The 20,680-nt window shown below is 71.1% G+C and carries 20 protein-coding genes, 1 tRNA gene and 1 pseudogene; 8 read left to right on the top strand and 14 right to left on the bottom strand.

All coding sequences use genetic code 11. From position 1 onward, the window contains the following. Positions 1-24: 24 nt before the first annotated feature. Positions 25-984, bottom strand: coding sequence for an endonuclease III (gene nth / locus JO379_RS18545; RefSeq protein WP_372449096.1), 960 nt, complete (start codon positions 982-984; stop codon positions 25-27). A 268-nt stretch (positions 985-1,252) separates the two neighbouring features. Here nth and JO379_RS18540 point away from each other — a divergent pair, with 268 nt between their 5' ends. Continuing rightward, positions 1,253-1,927: a Crp/Fnr family transcriptional regulator gene (locus JO379_RS18540; RefSeq protein WP_004939715.1), complete on the top strand. Its 675-nt coding sequence runs from the start codon at positions 1,253-1,255 to the stop codon at positions 1,925-1,927. Between the two features lie 190 nt (positions 1,928-2,117). On the opposite strand, the gene JO379_RS18535 is transcribed toward JO379_RS18540, so the two are convergent. From JO379_RS18535 to sp36, 4 genes are all read right to left on the bottom strand, one after another. Continuing rightward, positions 2,118-2,948 carry an MBL fold metallo-hydrolase gene (locus tag JO379_RS18535; RefSeq protein WP_130878381.1) on the bottom strand — a complete coding sequence of 277 codons (831 nt, stop codon included), beginning with the start codon at positions 2,946-2,948 and terminating at the stop codon, positions 2,118-2,120. Further along, on the bottom strand, positions 2,945-3,814 hold the full coding sequence (locus JO379_RS18530) for an NUDIX hydrolase (protein ID WP_209515927.1): 870 nt from the start codon (positions 3,812-3,814) through the stop codon (positions 2,945-2,947). Before JO379_RS18530 ends, JO379_RS18535 begins: the two co-directional genes overlap by 4 nt. 62 nt (positions 3,815-3,876) lie before the next feature. Next, positions 3,877-4,341, bottom strand: a complete 465-nt coding sequence (locus JO379_RS18525; RefSeq protein WP_130878383.1) for a RidA family protein — start codon at positions 4,339-4,341, stop codon at positions 3,877-3,879. After that, positions 4,338-4,496, bottom strand: coding sequence for a Sp36 family protein (gene sp36 / locus JO379_RS18520; protein ID WP_003967454.1), 159 nt, complete (start codon positions 4,494-4,496; stop codon positions 4,338-4,340). Before sp36 ends, JO379_RS18525 begins: the two co-directional genes overlap by 4 nt. A 72-nt stretch (positions 4,497-4,568) precedes the next feature. Between sp36 and bagA the strand changes: the two genes are divergently transcribed. Then, entirely contained in the window at positions 4,569-5,564 is a 996-nt protein-coding gene (bagA, locus tag JO379_RS18515) for an ATPase BagA (RefSeq protein ID WP_130878384.1), read from the top strand. Next, positions 5,561-7,015: an ATPase BagB gene (gene bagB / locus JO379_RS18510; RefSeq protein ID WP_209515925.1), complete on the top strand. Its 1,455-nt coding sequence runs from the start codon at positions 5,561-5,563 to the stop codon at positions 7,013-7,015. The genes bagA and bagB overlap by 4 nt, the downstream gene beginning before the upstream one ends. Positions 7,016-7,362: 347 nt before the next feature. Here the strand turns inward: bagB and JO379_RS18505 are convergent, their stop codons facing one another. Beyond that, the gene (locus JO379_RS18505) at positions 7,363-7,698 is read right to left on the bottom strand and encodes a WhiB family transcriptional regulator (protein WP_184739076.1); all 336 of its coding nucleotides are present in this window, start codon (positions 7,696-7,698) and stop codon (positions 7,363-7,365) included. Positions 7,699-8,083: 385 nt separating this feature from the next. Here JO379_RS18505 and JO379_RS18500 point away from each other — a divergent pair, with 385 nt between their 5' ends. Continuing rightward, positions 8,084-10,270, top strand: coding sequence for a transglycosylase domain-containing protein (locus JO379_RS18500; RefSeq protein ID WP_130878388.1), 2,187 nt, complete (start codon positions 8,084-8,086; stop codon positions 10,268-10,270). A 78-nt stretch (positions 10,271-10,348) separates the two neighbouring features. Here JO379_RS18500 and JO379_RS18495 read toward each other — a convergent pair whose 3' ends face one another. Next, entirely contained in the window at positions 10,349-10,813 is a 465-nt protein-coding gene (locus JO379_RS18495; protein ID WP_130878389.1) for a GatB/YqeY domain-containing protein, read from the bottom strand. Positions 10,814-11,012: 199 nt separating this feature from the next. On the opposite strand from JO379_RS18495, the gene JO379_RS18490 reads away from it, so the two are divergent. Both JO379_RS18490 and JO379_RS18485 read left to right on the top strand, forming a co-directional pair. After that, the gene (locus tag JO379_RS18490; protein ID WP_130878390.1) at positions 11,013-11,939 is read left to right on the top strand and encodes a metallophosphoesterase; all 927 of its coding nucleotides are present in this window, start codon (positions 11,013-11,015) and stop codon (positions 11,937-11,939) included. Positions 11,940-12,047: 108 nt separating this feature from the next. Further along, positions 12,048-12,121, top strand: a tRNA-Pro gene (locus tag JO379_RS18485). 115 nt (positions 12,122-12,236) lie between these two features. Here the strand turns inward: JO379_RS18485 and JO379_RS33340 are convergent. Then, a pseudogene (locus JO379_RS33340) lies at positions 12,237-12,409 on the bottom strand (LacI family transcriptional regulator); the annotation flags it as partial. A gap of 171 nt (positions 12,410-12,580) precedes the next feature. After that, positions 12,581-13,441: a helix-turn-helix transcriptional regulator gene (locus tag JO379_RS18480; protein WP_130878391.1), complete on the bottom strand. Its 861-nt coding sequence runs from the start codon at positions 13,439-13,441 to the stop codon at positions 12,581-12,583. 138 nt (positions 13,442-13,579) lie between these two features. Here JO379_RS18480 and JO379_RS18475 point away from each other — a divergent pair, with 138 nt between their 5' ends. After that, on the top strand, positions 13,580-14,383 hold the full coding sequence (locus JO379_RS18475; RefSeq protein ID WP_209515922.1) for an alpha/beta fold hydrolase: 804 nt from the start codon (positions 13,580-13,582) through the stop codon (positions 14,381-14,383). A gap of 183 nt (positions 14,384-14,566) precedes the next feature. Here the strand turns inward: JO379_RS18475 and JO379_RS18470 are convergent, their stop codons facing one another. Both JO379_RS18470 and JO379_RS18465 read right to left on the bottom strand, forming a co-directional pair. Beyond that, positions 14,567-14,995 carry a DUF5994 family protein gene (locus JO379_RS18470; RefSeq protein ID WP_130878393.1) on the bottom strand — a complete coding sequence of 143 codons (429 nt, stop codon included), beginning with the start codon at positions 14,993-14,995 and terminating at the stop codon, positions 14,567-14,569. Between the two features lie 93 nt (positions 14,996-15,088). Continuing rightward, positions 15,089-15,541, bottom strand: a complete 453-nt coding sequence (locus tag JO379_RS18465) for a DUF5994 family protein (protein ID WP_209515919.1) — start codon at positions 15,539-15,541, stop codon at positions 15,089-15,091. A 344-nt stretch (positions 15,542-15,885) separates the two neighbouring features. Here JO379_RS18465 and JO379_RS18460 point away from each other — a divergent pair, with 344 nt between their 5' ends. Then, entirely contained in the window at positions 15,886-17,748 is a 1,863-nt protein-coding gene (locus tag JO379_RS18460) for a S9 family peptidase (RefSeq protein ID WP_372449095.1), read from the top strand. Here JO379_RS18460 and JO379_RS18455 read toward each other — a convergent pair. From JO379_RS18455 to JO379_RS18445, 3 genes are all read right to left on the bottom strand, one after another. Beyond that, positions 17,672-18,514: an SURF1 family protein gene (locus JO379_RS18455; protein WP_209515916.1), complete on the bottom strand. Its 843-nt coding sequence runs from the start codon at positions 18,512-18,514 to the stop codon at positions 17,672-17,674. The two genes, JO379_RS18460 and JO379_RS18455, sit on opposite strands and share 77 nt — an antisense overlap. A gap of 216 nt (positions 18,515-18,730) precedes the next feature. After that, complete coding sequence (locus JO379_RS18450; protein ID WP_307842049.1) at positions 18,731-19,759, bottom strand: hypothetical protein; 1,029 nt, start codon at positions 19,757-19,759, stop codon at positions 18,731-18,733. 194 nt (positions 19,760-19,953) lie between these two features. Continuing rightward, positions 19,954-20,529 (bottom strand): SigE family RNA polymerase sigma factor, encoded by a 576-nt coding sequence (locus JO379_RS18445; protein WP_242626134.1) that lies wholly within the window; start codon positions 20,527-20,529, stop codon positions 19,954-19,956. Positions 20,530-20,680: the final 151 nt, after the last annotated feature.

The raw sequence follows: 20,680 nt of genomic DNA, 5'->3' as shown, positions 1-20,680 counted from the left end.
GTGCGGTCACGGGCGGGCGTGCGGTCACTCGGCTCCCAGCGGACGGGCCGGCAGGCCCGGGTAGTCGGGCGGGGGCTTGAGCCGCTGACCGGGCTGGCCGCCCTTCTCGTACTTGAGCAGCTTCCGCGCCTTCTCGGGGTCCGTCTCACCCTCCCCGTAGGACGGGCACAGCGGCGCGATCGGGCAGGCACCGCAGGCGGGCCTGCGGGAGTGGCAGATGCGCCGGCCGTGGAAGATCACGCGGTGCGAGAGCATCGTCCAGTCGCTCTTCGGGAAGAGCGAGCCGATTTCCTCCTCGACCTTCTCCGGGTCCTGCTGGTCCGTCCACTTCCAGCGCCGGACGAGTCGCCCGAAGTGCGTGTCGACGGTGATTCCTGGCCGCCCGAAGGCGTTGCCCAACACCACATGGGCGGTTTTCCGGCCCACGCCGGGCAGGGACACCAGGTCTTCTATGCGCCCCGGCACCTCGTCGTCGAAGCGCTCGTGCAGCGCGGCGGAGATGCCGAGCAGCGATCTGGCCTTCGCGCGGAAGAAGCCCGTCGGCCGGATGAGCTGCTCCAGCGTCTCCGGGTCGGCCGCCGCCATGTCCTCCGGCGTGGGGTAGGCCGCGAAGAGGGCGGGGGTGGTCTGGTTGACCCGCAGATCCGTGGTCTGGGCGGAGAGCACGGTGGCGACCAGCAGCTGGAAGGGGTTCTCGAAGTCCAGCTCGGGGTGGGCGTACGGATAGACCTCGGCGAGCTCGCGATTGATACGACGCGCCCGGCGGACGAGCGCGGTCCGGGACTCGGGCTTCGCCGGTTTGGCGGCAGCGGCCTTCACTGATCTCCTGGAGGTGGGCCCGGCGCCGGATCCACTGACGGAACCGGTCGGTCCGGAGGCGGAGCCCGGGGCGGGAGCGGCGAGTGGTCCGTCGGCCTCGCCGATCTTCGCGGCCGCTGCGCCACCCGGCGGTTTGGGCCCGGTCGCGGCATTCGTCTTCTTCACGGACACGCGTTCGCCCACAGCGGAATCGCGGGCCGGGATCACCCTCCCGGCCCCCCTGCCCTGTGCTCTCACCGGCGTATTGGACACCCGGCCAGACTAGAGCCCAGCACTGACATCCGCCCCGGCCGCAGGAAAACCGCAGCCCAATCGGACCCCTGCCGTAGGGCTTCGGTCGACGATGCGCCACACTTGTGTTTGATCACACAGTTTTACCGACGGGCATCATGGGGACCACGGTCCTCTGTGCATGTCGACAAGGAGAGAACTCGTGGACGACGTTCTGCGGCGCGCCCCGCTTTTCGCGGCGCTCGATGACGAGCAGGCCGCTGAGCTGCGCGCCTCCATGGGCGAGGTCACCCTCGCGAGGGGCGACGCCCTGTTCCACGAAGGGGACCCCGGTGACCGGCTCTACGTGGTGACCGAGGGCAAGGTGAAGCTCCACCGCACCTCCCCCGACGGCCGCGAGAACATGCTGGCCGTCCTGGGCCCGGGCGAGCTGATCGGCGAGCTGTCGCTCTTCGACCCCGGCCCGCGCACGGCCACGGCCACCGCCCTCACCGAGGTCAAGCTCCTCGGCCTCGGCCACGGTGACCTCCAGCCCTGGCTCAATGCCCGCCCGGAGGTGGCCACCGCCCTGCTGCGCGCGGTCGCCCGCCGACTGCGCCGCACCAACGACTCGATGTCGGACCTGGTCTTCTCCGACGTCCCCGGCCGTGTCGCGAAGGCCCTCCTCGACCTGTCCCGCCGTTTCGGCGTCCAGTCCGAAGAGGGCATCCACGTCGTGCACGACCTCACCCAGGAGGAGCTGGCCCAGCTGGTCGGCGCTTCCCGGGAGACCGTCAACAAGGCGCTCGCGGACTTCGCGGGCCGCGGCTGGCTCCGCCTGGAGGCCCGCGCGGTGATCCTCCTGGACGTGGAGCGGCTCGCCAAGCGCTCCCGCTGACCCGGGGGCGTACGTACGCGCGTACGCCCGCTCGTAAAAGCCCCTGCCGCCCGCTCAGGCGCGCGGCAGGGGCTTTCGCGCACCCAGGGCCGGGAGGCGCCCGCCGTGCCCTCAGATCAACCTGTGCGCCGCCGGAGCGCTGCCCTGGGGTTCATCAGCGGGTCCGACAGCGCGTTCGACTGCGGCCCCGTCAGATCAGCCCGTGCTCGCCGAGGTAGTCCAACTGCGCCCGCACCGAGAGTTCCGCCGCGGGCCACAGCGAGCGGTCGACGTCCGCGTAGACGTGGGCGACGACCTCCTCCGGGGTGCCGTGGCCGTTCTCGACGGCGGTCTCGACCTGGGCGAGGCGCTTGGCGCGGTGGGCCAGGTAGTACTCGATGGCTCCCCGGGCGTCGTCGAGCACGGGCCCGTGGCCGGGAAGCACCGTGACGACGTCCTCGTCGACCGCGAGCGAGCGCAGCCGGCGCAGCGAGTCCAGGTAGTCGCCGAGCCGCCCGTCGGGGTGGGCGACGACCGTGGTGCCGCGCCCCAGGACGGTGTCCCCGGTGAGGACCGCCCGGTCGGCGGGCAGGTGGAAGCACAGGGAGTCGGCGGTGTGCCCGGGAGTGGACAGGACGTGCAGCTCCAGGCCGCCGGTGGTGATCACGTCACCCACGCCGAGCCCCTCGCCGCCGAGCCGCAGAGCGGGGTCCAGTGCCCGTACGGACGTACCGGTCAGCTCGGCGAAGCGCCCGGCGCCGTCCGAGTGGTCGGGGTGGCCGTGGCTGAGCAGCGTCAGCGCGACGCGCTTGCCCGCCGACTCGGCCGTGGCGATGACGGCCCGCAGATGGGTGTCGTCCAGCGGCCCCGGGTCGATGACGACGGCCAGGTCGGAGTCGGGCTCGGAGACGATCCAGGTATTGGTGCCGTCGAGCGTCATGGCGGAGGGGTTGGAAGCCAGCACGCAGACGGCGCGGGCGGTCGCGGGGCCGCCGATGGCACCCTCGCGCGGCTTGCCGGGAAGAGCTGCTGCGAACGTCATGCGTCGGCCCCTGAGGAGATGTGTTTGGTGAATTCGTCGTGTCCCGGCCAGCTCAGCACGATCTCGCCCGCGACGAGGCGGGCTTGCGCGAGCACGGGTGTGAGGTCCGCCTCGCGCGCGGCCGCCAGGACCTCGGCGACGGTCCCGTACGGCAGGAGCGCGCGCAGCGTGGAGATGGTCGGCGGCATCATCAGCAGCTCGCCCCGGTCGTAGCCGGCGGCCGCGTCGGCGGGCGCGGCCCAGACCGTGTGGTCCGCCTCCGTGGAGGCGTTGCGGGTGCGCTGGCCCTCGGGGAGCGCCGCGACGAAGAACCAGGTGTCATAGCGGCGCGGTTCGAATTCCGGGGTGATCCAGCGCGCCCAGCCACCGAGGAGATCGCTGCGCAGCACCAGACCGCGCCGGTCGAGGAAGTCCGCGAAGGACAGCTCGCGGGTGACGAGCGCCGCGCGGTCGGTTTCCCAGTCGGCGCCGGTGGTGTCCGCGACGACCGACTCCGGTGTCGGGCCCGCCAGCAGCACGCCCGCCTCTTCGAAGGTCTCGCGGACGGCGGCGCAGACGATGGCCTGGGCGCCGGCGGCATCGACACCGAGGCGGCGGGCCCACTCGGTGCGCGAGGGCCCGGCCCAGGGCACGTCCCGCTCGTCACGGGGGTCCACGGAGCCCCCCGGATACGCGTACGCGCCTCCGGCGAAAGCCATGGAGGCGCGTCTGCGCAGCATATGAACGGTGGGGCCGCCGGTGGTGTCACGCATCAGCAGTACGGTCGCGGCGCGACGGGGCGCGGCGGGCCGGAGCTCCCCGCGGGTGAGCGCTCTGATCCGGTCCGGCCACTCCGGCGGGTACCACTGGCCGTTCGAAGTCGACATGGCCGGATGCTATGCGCTCACGCGCTGATGTTCGAGGGGGCCGCTCGGGGCCCCTCCTGCGGTCAGTCCTGTACTTCCACCAGGATCTCGACCTCGACCGGCGCGTCCAGCGGCAGCACCGTGACGCCCACGGCGGAGCGCGCGTGCACGCCCTTGTCGCCCAGGACCTCGCCCAGCAGCTCGCTGGCGCCGTTGAGGACGCCCGGCTGTGCGGTGAAGTCGGGGGCGGAGGCGATGAAGCCCACGACCTTGACCACACGCACGATCTTGTCGAGGTCGCCGACGACCGACTTCACGGCGGCCAGGGCATTGAGCGCGCAGACGGCCGCCAGCTCCTTGGCCTGCTCCGCGCTGACCTCGGCGCCGACCTTGCCGGTCGCGGGCACGGAGCCCTTGACCATGGGCAGCTGGCCGGCGGTGTAGACGTAATCGCCGGTCCGCACGGCCGGCTGGTACGCGGCCAGCGGCGGCACGACGTCCGGCAGGGTCAGGCCCAGCTCGGCGAGCCGCTTCTCTACGGCGCTCACGCCTTTTCCCGCTTGAGGTAGGCCACCAGCTGCTCGGGGTTGTTCGGCCCCGGCACGACCTGGACGAGCTCCCAGCCGTCCTCGCCCCAGGTGTCCAGAATCTGCTTGGTCGCATGGACGAGCAGCGGCACAGTCGCGTATTCCCACTTGGTCATGGGCCCGACTGTAATGCCTCCCACCGACAGCCTCGTGCGTAGCCCGCTCCGGGACTCGTTAGGCTCCGAATCATGAGCAGGCTCCATGTCGTAAGCGGCAAGGGCGGCACCGGCAAGACCACGGTCGCCGCCGCCCTCGCGCTCGCCCTCGCCGCCGAGGGCAAGCGCACCCTGCTGGTCGAGGTCGAGGGCAGACAGGGCATCGCGCAGCTCTTCGAGACGGAGGCGCTGCCCTATGAGGAACGCAAGATCGCGGTCGCGCCGGGTGGCGGGGGCGAGGTCTTCGCGCTCGCCATCGACGCCGAGCGCGCGCTCCTGGACTACCTCCAGATGTTCTACAAGCTCGGCAGCGCCGGGCGGGCGCTGAAGAAGCTCGGCGCCATCGACTTCGCGACAACCATCGCGCCCGGACTGCGGGACGTCCTGCTGACGGGCAAGGCGTGCGAGGCGGTGCGCCGCAAGGACCGCCTGGGCAATTTCGTCTACGACCACGTCGTCATGGACGCCCCGCCCACCGGCCGCATCACCCGCTTCCTCAACGTCAACGACGAGGTGGCGGGGCTGGCCCGGATCGGCCCCATCCACCATCAGGCGCAGGCCGTCATGCGGGTGCTCAAGTCCCCCGAGACGGCGGTGCACCTGGTGACGCTGCTGGAGGAGATGCCCGTCCAGGAGACCGTCGACGGCATCGCCGAACTGCGTGCCGCGAAGCTGCCGGTGGGCAGCGTGGTCATCAACATGGTGCGGCCGGAAATACTCGACGCGGCAGCCGTCGACGTCGCCGCCAACGGTCGCCGGGCGGCCGTGGCGCGGGCGCTGTCGGACGCCCTGGCCCAGACCGGATTCGCCGGGGCGGACCGCGCCGGCCTCGTCGAGCAGCTGGTCGACCCTCTGGTCGAGCAGGCCCGCGAGCACACCGAGCGGGTCGCCCTGGAGCGTCGCGGCCGCGCCGAGATATCCGGGCTCGGCCTGCCCACGTACGAACTGGAACTGCTCGGCGACGGCGTGCACCTGGCGGGTTTGTACCGCATGGCGCGCGAACTGCGAAAGCAAGGAGTGGCTCGGTGAGTGTCACCGCAGAGGACGCGGCCACGGCGGGCGCCGCCGGCGCCTGGACGAACGGCCTCGACGCGGCGTCCGCCCTCGACATCGACCCGGTCCTGGACAACCCCCGCACCCGCATCGTGGTGTGCTGCGGTTCGGGCGGGGTCGGCAAGACCACGACCGCCGCCGCGCTGGGCCTGCGGGCTGCCGAGCGCGGCCGGAAGGTCGTCGTCCTCACTATCGACCCGGCCCGTCGGCTGGCCCAGTCGATGGGCATCGACGAACTCGACAACGTGCCCCGCCCAGTAACCGGAATTGATAAATCCGCCGGTGGCGAACTGCACGCCATGATGCTCGACATGAAGCGGACGTTCGACGAGATCGTCGAGACGCACGCCGACAAGGAGCGCGCCCGGGCGATCCTGGAGAACCCCTTCTACCAGTCGCTGTCGGCCGGCTTCGCCGGTACGCAGGAGTACATGGCCATGGAGAAACTCGGCCAACTCCGCGCCCGTGACGAGTGGGATCTGATCGTCGTCGACACCCCGCCGAGCCGCTCCGCGCTCGACTTCCTCGACGCGCCGAGCCGCCTGGGCTCCTTCCTGGACGGGAAGTTCATCAAGGTCCTGATGACGCCGGCGAAGATCGGCGGCCGGGCCGGGATGAAGTTCCTGGGCGTCGGCATGTCGATGATGAGCGGGCCGCTCAACAAGCTGATGGGCGGACAGCTCCTGCGGGACGTACAGACCTTCGTCTCCGCCATGGACACCATGTTCGGCGGGTTCCGTACCCGCGCCGACGCCACCTACCGGCTGCTCCAGGCCCCCGGTACGGCCTTCCTGGTCGTCGCCGCTCCGGAGCGGGACGCCCTGCGGGAAGCGGCCTACTTCGTCGAACGGCTGGCCGCCGAACGGATGCCGCTGGCCGGGCTCGTACTGAACCGGGTCCACGGCAGCGGGGCGGCACGCCTCTCGGCCGAACGGGCCCTCGCCGCGGCGCAGGCCCTGGCGGACGGCTCGGGAGTCCCGCGCACCCCGGATTCCTCAGAAAATCTTGATGGCGTCGGCATTGTGGATCGAGACAGCGGGCAGACTGGGTCACGTACCGCCGACGACCCCGGCACCCGCACTCCCTCCGACACGTCCTCTCCCAGGAGCGGCTCCCCCCAGCCCGCGCCCTCAGGAGAACCCGCACCATCCGCGCCGTCCAAGGACTCCACCGCGCGCCTCACCGCGGGACTGCTGCGCCTGCACGCCGAGCGCATGCAGGTCCTCGCCCGTGAGCGTCGTACGCGCGACCGCTTCACTTCGCTGCACCCCGAGGTCCCTGTGGCCGAGGTGGCCGCCCTGCCCGGAGATGTACACGATCTGGCAGGCCTGCGGGCGATCGGTGAACGTCTCGCGGTCCAGTCGGCCCGGCACGACACCGCCTCCGCGGAAGCCACCGCGGACGGCAAGGGCGCCGAGAGCCCGTAGAAGACACAAGCCCGTAGGGAGAGGGCCCGCAGAGCACGGCAATGGGCGCTCAGGGCGCCGCGAGAAGCACGCAGCGAGAAGCACGGACGCGCCCCGGCACCGAGTCGGCACGGAACCGGAATCGTGGGCACCGGCATCGTCGTCACCATCGGACGACTGCTCGGGTGCCACCACGCGCGTCGTCACCGCTTGACGACCGCCCGCCGTCACCGCTCGACGTCACTGAAGGACGTCGGCCGGCGCTGAAGGACGTCGGTATGCGCGCAACCGCGACCGACGCCGGTACCGACAGGGGCACGGGCACCGGCACGGGCGCCCTCGGCTACCCGCCGTCCACCACTCGCCGGCTACCCGACGGCGGCGTACTCGTCGTACTCCTCGTCGCCCAGCGGCAGGATCCCGGAACCGCGCTCGTACTCCGTACGGGCCGTCTCCAAGAGCCTGCGCCAGGACGTGACCGTGGGCCGACGGCGCAGCAGCGCCCGCCGCTCGCGCTCGGTCATCCCACCCCACACGCCGAACTCCACACGGTTGTCCAGCGCGTCGGCCAGACACTCCGTACGCACCGGGCACCCGGTGCAGACCGCCTTGGCCCTGTTCTGCGCTGCGCCCTGAACGAATAGTTCATCCGGATCGGTAGTGCGGCAGGCTGCCTGCGCACTCCAGTCGGTTACCCAGCTCATGCTGGCGCCGTCCTCTCCCGAATCGAGGCTCCCCCACGGCGGCAGCGGCATATTCACCGTTGCCAGTTGAGGACGTTACGGAAGGCAGGCAGGGGGCAACACCCCCTTCGGGCCCAATCTTGAATGGCCCGAACGGACTATGCGTACGCGGCAGATCACCCAACGGAGTGACCTGGCGACATCAGCGACCAACCACCGCATAGCGGGACGGTCCGCCCTTGTCGTGGCGGGCACCCGGTAACACAGGCGGCAATACGGACACGTCTCATCACTCACAAGAGTGAGAGCGGCGGTGATGCGGAACCGCACCACAGTTACTGGCGTGAAACAGCGTAGGCGAACACACGGGCGTCTGTCCGCCGAATGAGAACGTAGGCTTCCTCCTATGGCTAAGAAGCGCTCGGGCGAGGGTCCCACCGTGACCCGGCAGGCCGCGAAATTCCTAGGCGTCAGCGTGCTCTCCGGAGCGGTCCTGGCGGGTCTGGCCCTGCCGGCGATCGGGGCGATGGGGCTGGCGGCCAAGGAGTCCGTCGAAGGATTCGACGAGATCCCGGCCAATCTCAAAACCCCGCCCCTGAGCCAGCGCACCACCATCCTCGACGCCCAGGGCGGCGAGATAGCAAAGGTGTACTCCCGCGACCGCACGGTCGTGCCGCTGAATCAGATCTCTCCGTACATGCGGAAGGCGATCGTCGCGATCGAGGACGCCCGCTTCTACGAGCACGGCGCGGTGGACCTCAAGGGCGTGCTCCGCGCGCTCAACAAGAACGCCCAGTCGGGCGGCGTCTCCGAGGGCGCCTCGACGCTCACCCAGCAGTACGTCAAGAACGTCTTCGTCGAGGAGGCGGGCGACGACCCGGCCAAGGTCGCCGTCGCCACTCAGCAGACCATCGGCCGCAAGGTCAAGGAGCTGAAGTACGCCATCCAGGTCGAGAAGGAACTCGGCAAGGAGCGCATCCTCAACAACTACCTGAACATCACCTTCTTCGGGCAGCAGTCCTACGGCGTGGAGGCCGCCGCCCAGCGCTACTTCAGCAAGCGGGCCAAGGACCTCAGCCTCGACGAGTCCGCGCTGCTGGCCGGCATCGTCCAGTCGCCGAGCCGCTTCGACCCGGTCAACGCCCCGAAGGAAGCCACCAAGCGCCGCAACATCGTGCTGCAGCGCATGGCCGAGACGAAGAACATCACCCCGGCCGAGGCAGCCGCCGCCCAGGCCAAGCCGCTCAAGCTGAAGGTCAGCCGCCCCAAGAGCGGCTGCATCACCGCCGTCAACGGCGCCGGCTTCTTCTGCGACTACGTGCGCGAGGTGTTCCTCCAGGACCCCGTCTTCGGCAAGACGAAGGAGGCGCGGGCCAAGCGGTGGAACCAGGGCGGCATGACGATCCGGACCACCCTGGACCCGCAGACCCAGAAGTCCGTGCAGAAGTCGATCACCGACCACGTCTACCAGTCGGACCCGGTGGCCACCGCCGTCTCCATCGTCGAGCCCGGCACCGGCAAGGTGCTCGGCATGGGGCAGTCCCGCCCGTACGGCTTCGGCGAGTACCAGACGCAGATCAACCTCTCGGCCGACAAGGCCATGAGCGGGTCGAACTTCGGTTTCCAGACCGGCTCGACCTTCAAGCCGATCCTCGCGGCGGCCGCCCTGGAAGAGGGCATCTCGCCCAACAAGGTCTACTCGTCGCCGTACCAGATGCCCTACCCGGACGAGGTCGAGACCTGCGGCCGCCCCTGGAAGAACGGCGGGGGTGACATGGTCAGCAACGAGAACCGCAGTGAGGTCGGCCCGTACGGGATGCGGGAGGCGACGGGGAAGTCGGTCAACACCTACTTCATCCAGATGATCGGCGACATCGGCGTCTGCCCGGTGACGAAGATGGCGACGAAGCTGGGCCTGAAGCCCGCGTCCGGCGCGAAGATCGACCAGGTGCCGTCGATCGCCCTCGGTACGCAGGGCATGTCCCCGCTCAAGATGGCCGCCGCCTACGCCGCGTTCGCCAATGGCGGCAAGTACTGCACCCCCGTCCTCATCGGCTCCGCCACCGGTCCGAACGGCAAGAGCCTGAACGTGCCGAAGTCGCACTGCTCCCGGGCCATGTCCGAGGAGACCGCCGACACCGTCAACACCCTGCTCAAGGGCGTGGTCGAGGACGGCACGGGCAAGGAGGCCGGGCTCAGCGGCCGGGACAGCGCCGGCAAGACCGGTACGACGGACGAGCGCAAGGCCGCCTGGTTCGTCGGCTACACCCCGAACATGGCCGGTGCGGTCTGGGTCGGCGGCTCGGGCAAGGACGTCGAGATGGAGGGCATCACCATCGGCGGCCAGTACCACGACAAGGTCTACGGCGGTGACACCCCGGGCCCCATCTGGCGTGATGCCATGGCCGGGGCGCTGGAGGGCAAGCCCGCGCCGACCTTCGACACCGTCGCGATCGCCGAGCCGGAGAAGCCCAAGGGCTCGGACAAGGGCGGCCGGGGCAAGCCCAACAAGCCGAACAAGCCCGGCAAGAACAAGCCGTGGCCCCGGTTCTCCATCCCGCCGGGCGTCATCGGCGGCAACGACGGGCGATAGCCCGCGGGAGCCTCGATGTGCGGAGGGGCGCCCGGACCGATACGGTCCGGGCGCCCCTCCGTCGTAGGTATCCGGTGATCAGCCCGCGAGCAGCTTCTTCACCTGGGCCGCGACCCGGCCGCCCTCGGCGCGGCCCGCCACCTGGGGGTTCACGATCTTCATGACCGCGCCCATCGCACGGGGCCCCTCGGCGCCGCCGGCCCGGGCCTCCGCCACCGCGGCCGCCACGATCGAGGCCAGCTCCTCGTCCGTCAGCTGCTGGGGAAGGTACTCGGCGAGCACCTCGCCCTCCGCGCGCTCCCGCTCGGCCGACTCGGCCCGGCCGCCCTTGTCGAAGGCCTCGGCCGCCTCGCGACGCTTCTTGGCCTCGCGCGTGATCACCTTCTGCACCTCGTCGTCGGAGAGCTCACGGGCGGACTTGCCCGCGGTCTCCTCGTACGCGATCGCGGAGAGGGTGAGGCGGAGCGTCGAGGAGCGCAGCTCGTCGCGCGCCTTGATGGCGGTCGTGAGGTCATCGTGGAGCTTGGACTTGAGGGTGGTCATGGCGCAATCTTCGCACCCGGCCCACGCGTGCGCTCCGCATTAACGGCCCGGACGGCCGATGAGAACGCCCGTGCAGGAGCCTGAAGGCGCCCGGTCCAGGCCACCCAGCCGCCCGGTGGCCCGCCCTCGCCGCAGGCAACTCCCGCCTTGGCCCCGGCCCGTGACCCGGCGGCCCCCGCGGTCTGCGACCATGGGCAGCATGCGCGCGCGATACGGAGTACCCCTGGGAATCACGGCCGTCGGCGCCGCCGGCATTGCCTATGCCGCCGGCTTCGAAGTCCGCTCCTTCCGGCTGCGGCGGGTCACCGTGCCCGTGCTGCCGCGAGGCATGCGGCCGCTGCGGGTCCTCCAGGTCTCCGACATCCACATGGTCGGCGGGCAGCGCAAGAAGCAGCGCTGGCTCCAGTCCCTGGCCGGGCTCCGCCCCGACTTCGTCATCAACACCGGAGACAACCTCTCCGACCCGGAGGGCGTGCCCGAGACGCTCGACGCCCTCGGTCCGCTGATGGAGTTTCCCGGCGCCTACGTCTTCGGCTCCAACGACTACTACGGCCCCAAGCTGCGCAATCCCGCCCGCTACCTGCTGGAGAAGGCCAGCGGCCGGCACGGGCTGAACGGCAACGCCCCGGCGGTCGCCGCGATCCACAACCCGTGGGAGGACCTGCGCGACGGCTTCGACTGCGCGGGCTGGGTCAACCTCACCAACGCCCGGGGCAGCCTCAAGATCGACGGTTACGAGATCGCCCTGACCGGCCTCGACGACCCGCACATCAAGCGCGACCGGTACGCACACGTCACGGGCGGCCCGCGCGAGGACGCCGACTTCTCGCTCGCCGTCGTCCACGCCCCGTACCTGCGGGTGCTCGACGCCTTCACCGCCGACCGCTACCCGCTGATCCTCGCCGGGCACACCCACGGCGGCCAGCTCTGCATCCCCTTCTACGGCGCTCTCGTCACCAACTGCGACATCGACACGAAGCGCGTGAAGGGCCTCTCCACCCACCGGGCCGGCGGCAACCGCTCCTACCTCCATGTCTCCGCGGGCTGCGGCACGAACCGCTACACCCCGGTCCGCTTCGCGTGTCCGCCCGAGGCCACCCTGCTCACCCTGACCGCGCGCGACTGAGCCCCGCGCGAGCGGCCCCGGGAATCGGATTTCGTCTCCGGGCCCGGGTCCGCTAAAGTAGAGCTCGTTGCGCCGGGGAGCTGCGAAAGCGGAAACTCGGGGGCACATCGGGGTGTAGCGCAGCTTGGCAGCGCGCTTCGTTCGGGACGAAGAGGTCGTGGGTTCAAATCCCGCCACCCCGACAGCTGAAACACCAGGTCAGGGGCCTGACTCTCATCGAGAGTCGGGCCCCTGATCCGTTTCCGGAAGGCCTTGGGAGAAACCGGGAGATGATCTTGGGATCGTCTCCCAGAGGTCGCGCATGGCCTGCGTCACATGGGAATGGCGAGCCGAGACCGAACCGTCGATGTGACCCATGCGCTCATCCATGAGCACCTTCTCCGTCCCCAGCTCCTCCATCCATGTCCGGTCGGCGTGCCGGAGCCCGTACGGGTGATTCCCTTCGCGATACGGAGCCGGCACGCTTCGGCTCCGTAGCCGGAACACGCATCCCCTGGGGGGCAGGCCCTGAGGTCGTCATGGGGTGCACTTCGGTGCGGACCCCGCACGCCGTGCAGGTCATGCGAAGGCCGTAAGACCTGAAGTGCGGTTGAGGACCAGCGAGTGATCCTCCGGGTACGGACCTCGGTGGCGCCTGATTGTCAGCGGGGCGTGGAGAATTGGCCGGTGCCAACGACCTTCAGCAGGGCGAGGCGTTCGGCGGTGTCGCTGCCGACGGGCGGGGTGTGGAGGACCACCCGCTGGTCGCCCTCCGGCGCGAACAGCACCTGGCAGTCCAAGTCGACGGGGCCGATCAGCGGGTGCACGATGCGCATGCGCGATGCTCTGCGCACCGCGACCTCGTGCAGCTCCCACAAGCCGGAGAACTCCTCACTCGCCTTCCTCAGCCGCTCCACCAGGCGCGTCACGGCAGGGTCGCCCACGCGGCGGCCCGCGGCCGCCCGCAGATCGGCCACGTGGAGCCGGCTGTAGTGGTCGTGCTCGTCGGCCGGGTACGCGGTGCGCTGCGCCGGGTCGGTGAACCAGCGCCAGACCACGTTGCGCCCGTGCTCGGACACAGTGCACACCCCGCCCAGGAGCGCTTCGGCCATAGCGTTCTGAGCCAGGACGTCACCGAGGTCGCCGAGTACCTGGACCGGGGTGGTGGGCAGCTGGTCCAGCAGGTGGAGCAGTCCCGGACTCACGTGGTCGCCGGAGATGCGGCCGGCGGGCGGGCGCCGGCCGGCGAGGAGGTGGAGGTGGTCGCGTTCGTCGTCGGACAGGCGCAGGGCGCGGGCCAGTGCGGCGAGCATCTCAGGGGAGGGCTGCGGGCCACGGCCCTGTTCGAGACGGATGTAGTAGTCGACCGACATCGCGGCAAGCTGGGCGATCTCCTCGCGACGGAGGCCCGGGGTACGGCGCCGCGTGCCGACGGGAAGCCCCACGTCCTGCGGGCGCACACGGTCGCGGGAGCGGCGCAGGAAGTCGGCGAGTCCGTCACGGTCGATCGTCATGGTGATCATCCTGCTACACCCTCGACGGCTCAACCAGGGACCCCCGATCCCAGGGTGAAGAGGCCTCTCCCGGCCCGTCCGCCACGGCGGCAGTGTGAGTCGGGGCCCGGGAGCACCGTGCCCCGACCACCACACAGGGAGCGTTCCATGGCCACCATTACCGTCGGCGGCGCACAGGTTCACTACGAGAAGACCGGCACCGGCCCCGCGCTCGTCCTGGTGCACGGCACCGGATCAGCAGGCGCCGCCGTCAACTGGGGTCGGACCAAGCCCCGGTTCACCGCCCACCGCACGGTGATCACACCCGACCTGTCGGGCACCGAAAACACCCTCGATGATGGTGCCCCACTGACCGCCGAAGGGCTCGCCGCCCAGGTCATCGCCGTCATCGAGGACGTGGCCGACGGACCGGTCGACCTGCTCGGCTTCTCCATGGGTTCCACCGTCACCGCCACCGTCGCCGCCCTGCGCCCCGACCTCGTACGACGGCTGATCCTGGTGGCCGGTTGGGCCCACACCGACAGTGACGAGTACCTGACCAGCCTCTTCACCCTGTGGCAGAACCTGGGAACCAGTGACCCTGCGTCGTTCGGCCGCGCCGTAGCGATGACCGGCTTCAGCCGTGGCTTCCTCAACACCATCGGCCGTGAACAGTTCGAGGCCCTGATCCCCAACATGCCACCCACCAAGGGCACCCTGCGCCACATCGCTTACGACTTGCAGGTCGACATCCGCCACCTGCTGCCCCGTATCCAGGCCCCCACCCTCGTCCTCGGCGGCAGCCAGGACATCACGGTCCCCGTCGAGCACAGCCGCGCCCTGCACGCCGCAATCCCGCACAGCAGCTACGCCGAGCTCGACGCGGGTCACGTGATGTTCTTCGAGCAGGAGGACGCTTTCGTCAAGCTCGTGACCGACTTCATCGAAACCCACGCCACGCCCACGGCGTGAGCGGTATGACAGCACCTCATCAATGTGGAACCAGACGGCGACCCGCCGAGCTCCGGCACGGGCACCGCGGCCCGTGCCGGACGCAACGCGACCTGCAACTCGCCAAGGCATCAGGGCGACAGGTAACCCCGCCACCCCTTCTTCGTAAGGCCCCTGAATGGTTTCCGGGGTGCTTTGTGAACCTCATCGGGGGCTCTTTGGGGAAGAGGGCATGTCACGGGCCTCGTCCATGAGGTGGCGGGCTTCGTCCGGTGGTGACTCGGGCGGCACGACCAGCAGGTCGCAACGGCCGACGCCGTAGGACAGCAGACAGATCTTGTGCCGGCCGGCCGGGGTACCGCAGCGGCTCAGATGCACCATCCGGCCCGCGAGAGTCATCCGGCGGGGACTGACGGGCCACATGCCGCTGTCGACCGTGATCCGGGTGATGCGGCCCCACCGCGCGTTCAGCGCCATGAGCAGAGCGGGCAGTTCGCCCGCCAGGTCGTGCGAGCGGGGCCACCAGGCTCCGTCGGTCCGGCGGAGTCCGGTGTCCGGCCCCGCCAGGACCAATCGGGCCGGTAGGAGTGCCTGCTGCGGGGCGATGGTCGGTTCGCTCGTGGTGCCGGTCACGTGGTGAGCCTTTCAGATGTCGTCGCGAGGTCGGCGGGGCAGCGTCTGCCCCTGGCTGTGTGCGCTGTCGGACTCCCCTGTCGTCTCCCTCGTTCAGTCGTCCTGCGCCGCGGCCATGAGGCCGCTCGCCTTGAGCCGGTTGTGGGGGTCGCCGGCGGCGGCCATCAGGCGGGCGGCGGTCTCGGGGGCGGTCTCCGGAGGGATCACCAGCAGGTCCCAGCGACCGACACGGAAGGAGAGCAGCAGCAGATCGTGGGGGTCCTGCTCAACGAACCAGCCCACGTGCACCACCCGTGTGCCCACGGGGACTTTGCCGGGGATGACGGGCCAGTGGGCGGGGTTCACCGCGACCCGGGTGATGCGCCCCCAGGGGAGCTCCAACGCCGCGGCCAGGGCGGGGAGTTCCTCGGTGAGATCGCGGGAGTAGGGCCACCAGGCACCGTCCACCGGCCCCGTCCCGGTGGGGGCGGTATTGAGGAAAAAGCGCACCGGCAGCGACGGCGCGCCATCGATCAGGGGCGTCGTCGAGGTATGGGTCGTCATCATGACGCGGGCCCGTCTCCGGGCGCGTCTCCGCCTGCCCGGACTGATGGCTCGCCGAGAACGGCACCTGCGTGAAGCCGGTGCGCGAAGAATTCCCGGTGAGCCGAGCCTACTCCGCCGCACCTCCGAATGGATGCCCGCTGCGGGCATCGGTTCTCACCGTCGGCAGGGTGGATTCCCCGGGGGTTCCGGAGGCGGGATTGGTGCCGGTGCCGATGAGGATCTGCCGGGCCCGGTTGGCCGGTCCGCCTCCGGGTCCTGGCAGTTGGCGTCGGCGACGGGGGAGTTATCCACAGGCTGAGGCAGCTCCGAGCACGTTGTCGCCCGTTCGGCGCAGAATGGGGGGCATGACTGAGAGCAACGGGCCCCAGCGGGGCGACGGGTCCATGGGGGCCGACGGGTCCATGCCGGATTGGGAGAGGCGCTTCCGGGCGCCGCGGGTAGGGCTGCCGAGGTGGGCGGAGGACGCCCCGGACCGGTCGCTCTTCACGTCGAACGTGACGGGCACCTTCGAGCTGTACGCATGGGACCGGGCGACGGGCGCGCAGCGGCAGGCGACCGACCGGCCGAACGGGACGACGGGCGGCCTGCTGTCCCCGGACGGCGAGTGGATCTGGTGGTTCTCGGACAAGGACGGCGACGAGTTCGGCGTCTGGATGCGGCAGCCCTTCCACGGCGGGGAGGACGAGCCCGCGACGCCCGGACTCGATCCCTCCTACCCCGACGGGCTGGCCCTCGGCCGGGACGGCACGGCCGTCGTAGGGCGGTCCACGGACGAGGGCGGCTCGACGATCCACGTCGTGCGGCCCGGGGCCGAGCCCGTGGAGATCTACCGCCACGCGGAGTCGGCGGGCGTCGGCGACCTCTCCCACGACGGCACGCTGATCGCGATCGAGCACACCGAGCACGGCGACGCCATGCACTCGGCGATCCGTGTCGTCCGGGCGGACGGCACGCCCGTCGCCGAGCTGGACGACACCCGGGGCGGCACCGAGGAACTGGGGCTGTCCGTCATGGGCTTCGCGCCCGTCGACGGGGACTCCCGGCTGCTCGTCGGGCACCAGCGACGCGGCCGCTGGGAGCCCCTGCTGTGGGACCCGGTGACGGGCGAGGAGACGACGCTCTCCGTCGAGCTGCCCGGTGACCTGGGCGCGGACTGGTATCCGGACGGCTCCGCCCTGCTGATCGAGCACAGCTACCAGGCGCGCAGCGAGCTGTGGCGGTACGACCTGGCAGGCGGCGGGCTGACCCGGCTGGAGACGCCGGAGGGCACGGTGTCCGGGGCCCTGCCGCGTCCGGACGGGACCGTGGAGTTCCTCTGGTCCTCGGCCGCGAAGCCGCCGGTGGTGCGGTCCACGAGCGGGCGGGTCGTGCTGGACCCGCCGACGCCGGCCCACGGGGTCGGCAGCGCCCCGGACTCGGTGCCGGTCAGCGACGCGTGGGTGCCGGGGCCGGGCGGCGATGTGCACGCGCTGGTGCAGAAGCCCGCGGGCGAGGGGCCGTTCCCGACCGTCTTCGACATCCACGGCGGTCCGACCTGGCACGACAGCGATGCCTTCGCCGCCGGCCCGGCGGCCTGGGTGGATCACGGCTTCGCGGTCGTGCGGGTCAACTACCGCGGCTCTACCGGCTACGGCCGGGCGTGGACGGACGCGCTCAAGCACCGGGTGGGGCTGATCGAGCTGGAGGACATCGCGGCAGTGCGGGACTGGGCCGTGGCGAGCGGGCTCGCCGACCCGGACCGGCTGGTCCTGGCGGGCGGCTCGTGGGGCGGGTACCTGACCCTGCTGGGCCTCGGCACCCAGCCGGACGCCTGGGCGCTGGGTCTCGCGGCGGTCCCCGTGGCGGATTATGTGACGGCCTATCACGACGAGATGGAGGCGCTGAAGGCCCTGGACCGTACGTTGCTGGGCGGCACCCCGGAGGAGGTTCCGGAGCGCTACGCCGCGTCGTCACCGCTGACGTACGTCGACGACGTCCGGGCCCCGGTCTATATCTCCGCCGGCATGAATGACCCGCGCTGCCCGATCCGGCAGGTCGAGAACTACGTGGACCGGCTCGCGGAGCGGGGCCATCCGCACGAGGTGTACCGCTATGACGCGGGGCACGGCTCGCTGGTGGTGGAGGAGCGGATCAAGCAGCTTCGGCTGGAGATCGCTTTTGCGGAGCGCCATCTGAGCCGCCCGGACCGTCCGGGTGCTCGGGGGTGATGCCGAGCGCCAGGTCCCGGGCGGCTTCCGTCTCCCGGCGGAACAGCCGGAACCACATGAAGACGATGAAGCCGGCGACGGCGAACCACTCGCCCGTGTAGCCGAGGTTCTGGAAGGCCTTGAGGTCGAGGCCACTGCCGGGGGCCGCCGACGGGGGCACCGGGACCATGGCGCCCGATGCCTCGGGGGCAGTGATCCACGCGTCGTACACCTGGTACGGCACGAGGTTGACCAGCGAAGCCGCGCTGATCACACCGAGCTGCCCCTGGGGCAGGCCACCGCCGGCCCGTACGCCCTTGGAGCCGACGTTCTCCGAGGCCTGGAGCGCGCCGGTCACGGTGACGTGGCCGGCGGGCGGGGCGGGCACCTTGGCGGCGTCGGCCCGGGAGCTCGCGTCGCCGGGCAGCCAGCCCCGTACGACGGGCAGGGCCTTGCCACCGTCGGTCCGGAGGAGGGTCAGGACGTAGAAGCCCTTGCGGTCCTCGAGGTCACGGTCCGGTACGAGCAGCTGGTGCGCGGCGTCGTAGCGGCCGGTCGCGGTGGCCTGGCGGCCGGAGGTCTCGGTGCTCACCGGCAGCAGATCGCGCAGCGGCTCGGCAGCGGCGGTGCGGGCGCTGTCGGCCTGCGTCTGCTGTTCGCGGTGCGAGTCGACGCGCGACTCGAAGCGGCCGAGCTGCCAGCTGCCCATGAACAGACACACGGGGATGGCCAGCACGGCGAAGACGTTGATCCCCCACCAGCGGGGAGTCAGCAGGAACCGATACACACCACCACGGTACGGGCACGGATCCACCGGGTGGCACCGGCCCCTCCCGTTCCGGGCGGCCGGGCCGCTCCGCCGGGCTCCGCTCCCGTTCCCCGGTCCGGCCCAGCCGACCCGGCCCGACCTGACGCAGCCGATCCGGCGCAGCCCCACCAGGGCCGGTCCGGCCGGGAGGCCCGGAGGAGCCGCACGCTCGCACCGGCCCCGCAGGGCCGCGCGCTACGGCTTGGTGGCGAGCGGACCGGTGCGGTAGACCGTGCCGGCGCAGGCGTCGTTGATCTTCGCGTCCGCGGCGGTGGGCTCGCCGGTGTCCGGGGTGTGGCTGATGACGACGCTCGCCGGCGGCTTCGGCTCAGGGGTGTCCTGGCCCGTCGGCTGGTCCATGGCCGTGGTGCCGGAGGCCGGGGGCGTGCTCGCGACGGGCGACGGGGAGGCGCCGCCTCCGCCCTCGCTGGCGCAGCCGCTCGGCCCGCCGCCGGACGCCGGGACCCAGGCGAACTTGACCTCATAGGCCTGTCCGGGCTGGAGGATCACTTCGCTGGGCTCGGTGGACGGGTCGGGCAGCCCGGTCGCGGCGTCACCGGCGGTGTGGTCCACGACGGAGACGCGGGAGGTGTCGGCGCTGCCCTGGCCTGCGACGTCGACGGCGCCCGGGCCACCCACCGTGCACACGGCGTGGGAGACGTTGACGACGCGGAAGGAGCCGTAGACACGGCCTTCACGGTCGGCCACGCCGACGCTGCCCGCGCCGTTGCCGAGCTGGTTGCGGTCACAGGTCGGCGAGGTCGCGGCGAGGGTGCTGGTGGGGCCGGGAAGGGGGCCGCCCGTGGCGCCGCCCGCGTGACTCTCGGGGCGGGCGTCCTCTCCCTTGCGCTCCTCCTTGTGCTCCTCGTCCTTGCGGTCGGCCGGGTGGGAAGAGCCCTTCTCGGGCTCCTCGCCCTCACCGCCGCTGCGCCGCCCCTCGGCGGCACCCGCCTCGGTCTGCTGGCTGCTCGCGGCGTTGGCCGGATGGTCGTCGGCGGTGCCGCCGGTGGTGGCGACGCGCAGCAGCGCGGGCATGGCCGTACCGCCGAGGATCACGGCCGCCGCCACGCCGACGACGACCTGGCGACGCCGCGTGCGCCGGGCGGGGACGGCACGCCGCAGGTGCTCCAGCGCGTCGGCGGAGGGCTCGAGGTCGCCGACGGCGCCGTGCAGCAGCCGGCGCAGCGCCTGCTCGTCGACATCACTCACATCGATATCAGTCACATCGGCATCGCCCACGCCGACATCACTCACGCCGCCGCCGTTCACGCCGCCGCCGGCCGTCGTACCCCTACCGAAGCCCTGTCCGACGTGACCGCCCTGACCGACCTGACCGACCTGATCGATGGGACAGTCCTGGCCAGGCTCCTGATCCTTACGGACGTCCTGGTTCCGGCGACCGCCCGGGAAGTGGTGGTTCATGCCGGGGCCTCCATGGCCACGCGCAGCGCCGCGATGCCCCGCGAGCCGTACGCCTTGACCGAGCCGAGCGAAAGGCCCAGCGTCTCGGCGACCTGCACCTCGGTCATGTCGGCGAAATAGCGCAGGACCAGGACCTCGCGCTGGCGGCGCTGCAGTCCACGCATCGCTTGAATCAATTGGTCGCGCTCCAGCTGTTCGTACGCGCCCTCTTCCGCGCTCGCCATATCGGGCATCGGCTTGGAGAGAAGCTTCAGCCCGAGAATGCGGCGGCGAAGCGCGGAGCGGGACAGATTGACGACAGTCTGCCGCAAATAGGCGAGGGTCTTTTCCGGGTCACGGACCCGATTGCGTGCGGAATGCACCCGTATGAAGGCTTCCTGCACCACGTCCTCACAGGAGGCGGTGTCGTCCAGGAGCAGGGCGGCGAGGCCGAGCAGCGACCGGTAATGGGCGCGGTAGGTCTCGGTGAGGTGGTCGACTGTGGTGCCCGCAGCCATCGCCTCGTCAGCGTCCCCACGCTGCGGGGGAATCTGCGCGGGGCGGGTGGCGGACCAGGGGGCGATCACCGGCATGCCGCCCGACGTGCGCGAACGCGGGCGCGCCGCGGCGCTGCTCCGCCTCGGGGCGGTTGCGATGCTGATGACCTCTGCCACGCCTGTTGGACACGCTTCCCCCCGTCAGGGTTGTACGCGCAAGGCACCGCGTTTGTCGACGCGCCGAATG

The sequence above is a fragment of the Streptomyces syringium genome, from assembly GCF_017876625.1.
GTDB lineage: Bacteria > Actinomycetota > Actinomycetes > Streptomycetales > Streptomycetaceae > Streptomyces > Streptomyces syringius.
Note: the sequence above shows the minus strand (reverse complement) of the source record. Positions and strands in the feature narration are given on the sequence as shown.

What these genes read in the sequence shown, in the direction of transcription:
- JO379_RS18535 (WP_130878381.1), bottom strand. Translation starts at nt 2,948, where the DNA reads ATGACGTTCGCAGCAGCTCTTCCCGGCAAGCCGCGCGAGGGTGCCATC.
- JO379_RS18530 (WP_209515927.1), bottom strand. Translation starts at nt 3,814, where the DNA reads ATGTCGACTTCGAACGGCCAGTGGTACCCGCCGGAGTGGCCGGACCGG.
- sp36 (WP_003967454.1), bottom strand. Translation starts at nt 4,496, where the DNA reads ATGACCAAGTGGGAATACGCGACTGTGCCGCTGCTCGTCCATGCGACC.
- bagA (WP_130878384.1), top strand. Translation starts at nt 4,569, where the DNA reads ATGAGCAGGCTCCATGTCGTAAGCGGCAAGGGCGGCACCGGCAAGACC.
- JO379_RS18505 (WP_184739076.1), bottom strand. Translation starts at nt 7,698, where the DNA reads ATGAGCTGGGTAACCGACTGGAGTGCGCAGGCAGCCTGCCGCACTACC.
- JO379_RS18500 (WP_130878388.1), top strand. Translation starts at nt 8,084, where the DNA reads ATGGCTAAGAAGCGCTCGGGCGAGGGTCCCACCGTGACCCGGCAGGCC.
- JO379_RS18495 (WP_130878389.1), bottom strand. Translation starts at nt 10,813, where the DNA reads ATGACCACCCTCAAGTCCAAGCTCCACGATGACCTCACGACCGCCATC.
- JO379_RS18490 (WP_130878390.1), top strand. Translation starts at nt 11,013, where the DNA reads ATGCGCGCGCGATACGGAGTACCCCTGGGAATCACGGCCGTCGGCGCC.
- JO379_RS18480 (WP_130878391.1), bottom strand. Translation starts at nt 13,441, where the DNA reads ATGATCACCATGACGATCGACCGTGACGGACTCGCCGACTTCCTGCGC.
- JO379_RS18475 (WP_209515922.1), top strand. Translation starts at nt 13,580, where the DNA reads ATGGCCACCATTACCGTCGGCGGCGCACAGGTTCACTACGAGAAGACC.
- JO379_RS18465 (WP_209515919.1), bottom strand. Translation starts at nt 15,541, where the DNA reads ATGATGACGACCCATACCTCGACGACGCCCCTGATCGATGGCGCGCCG.
- JO379_RS18460 (WP_372449095.1), top strand. Translation starts at nt 15,886, where the DNA reads ATGACTGAGAGCAACGGGCCCCAGCGGGGCGACGGGTCCATGGGGGCC.
- JO379_RS18445 (WP_242626134.1), bottom strand. Translation starts at nt 20,529, where the DNA reads ATGCCGGTGATCGCCCCCTGGTCCGCCACCCGCCCCGCGCAGATTCCC.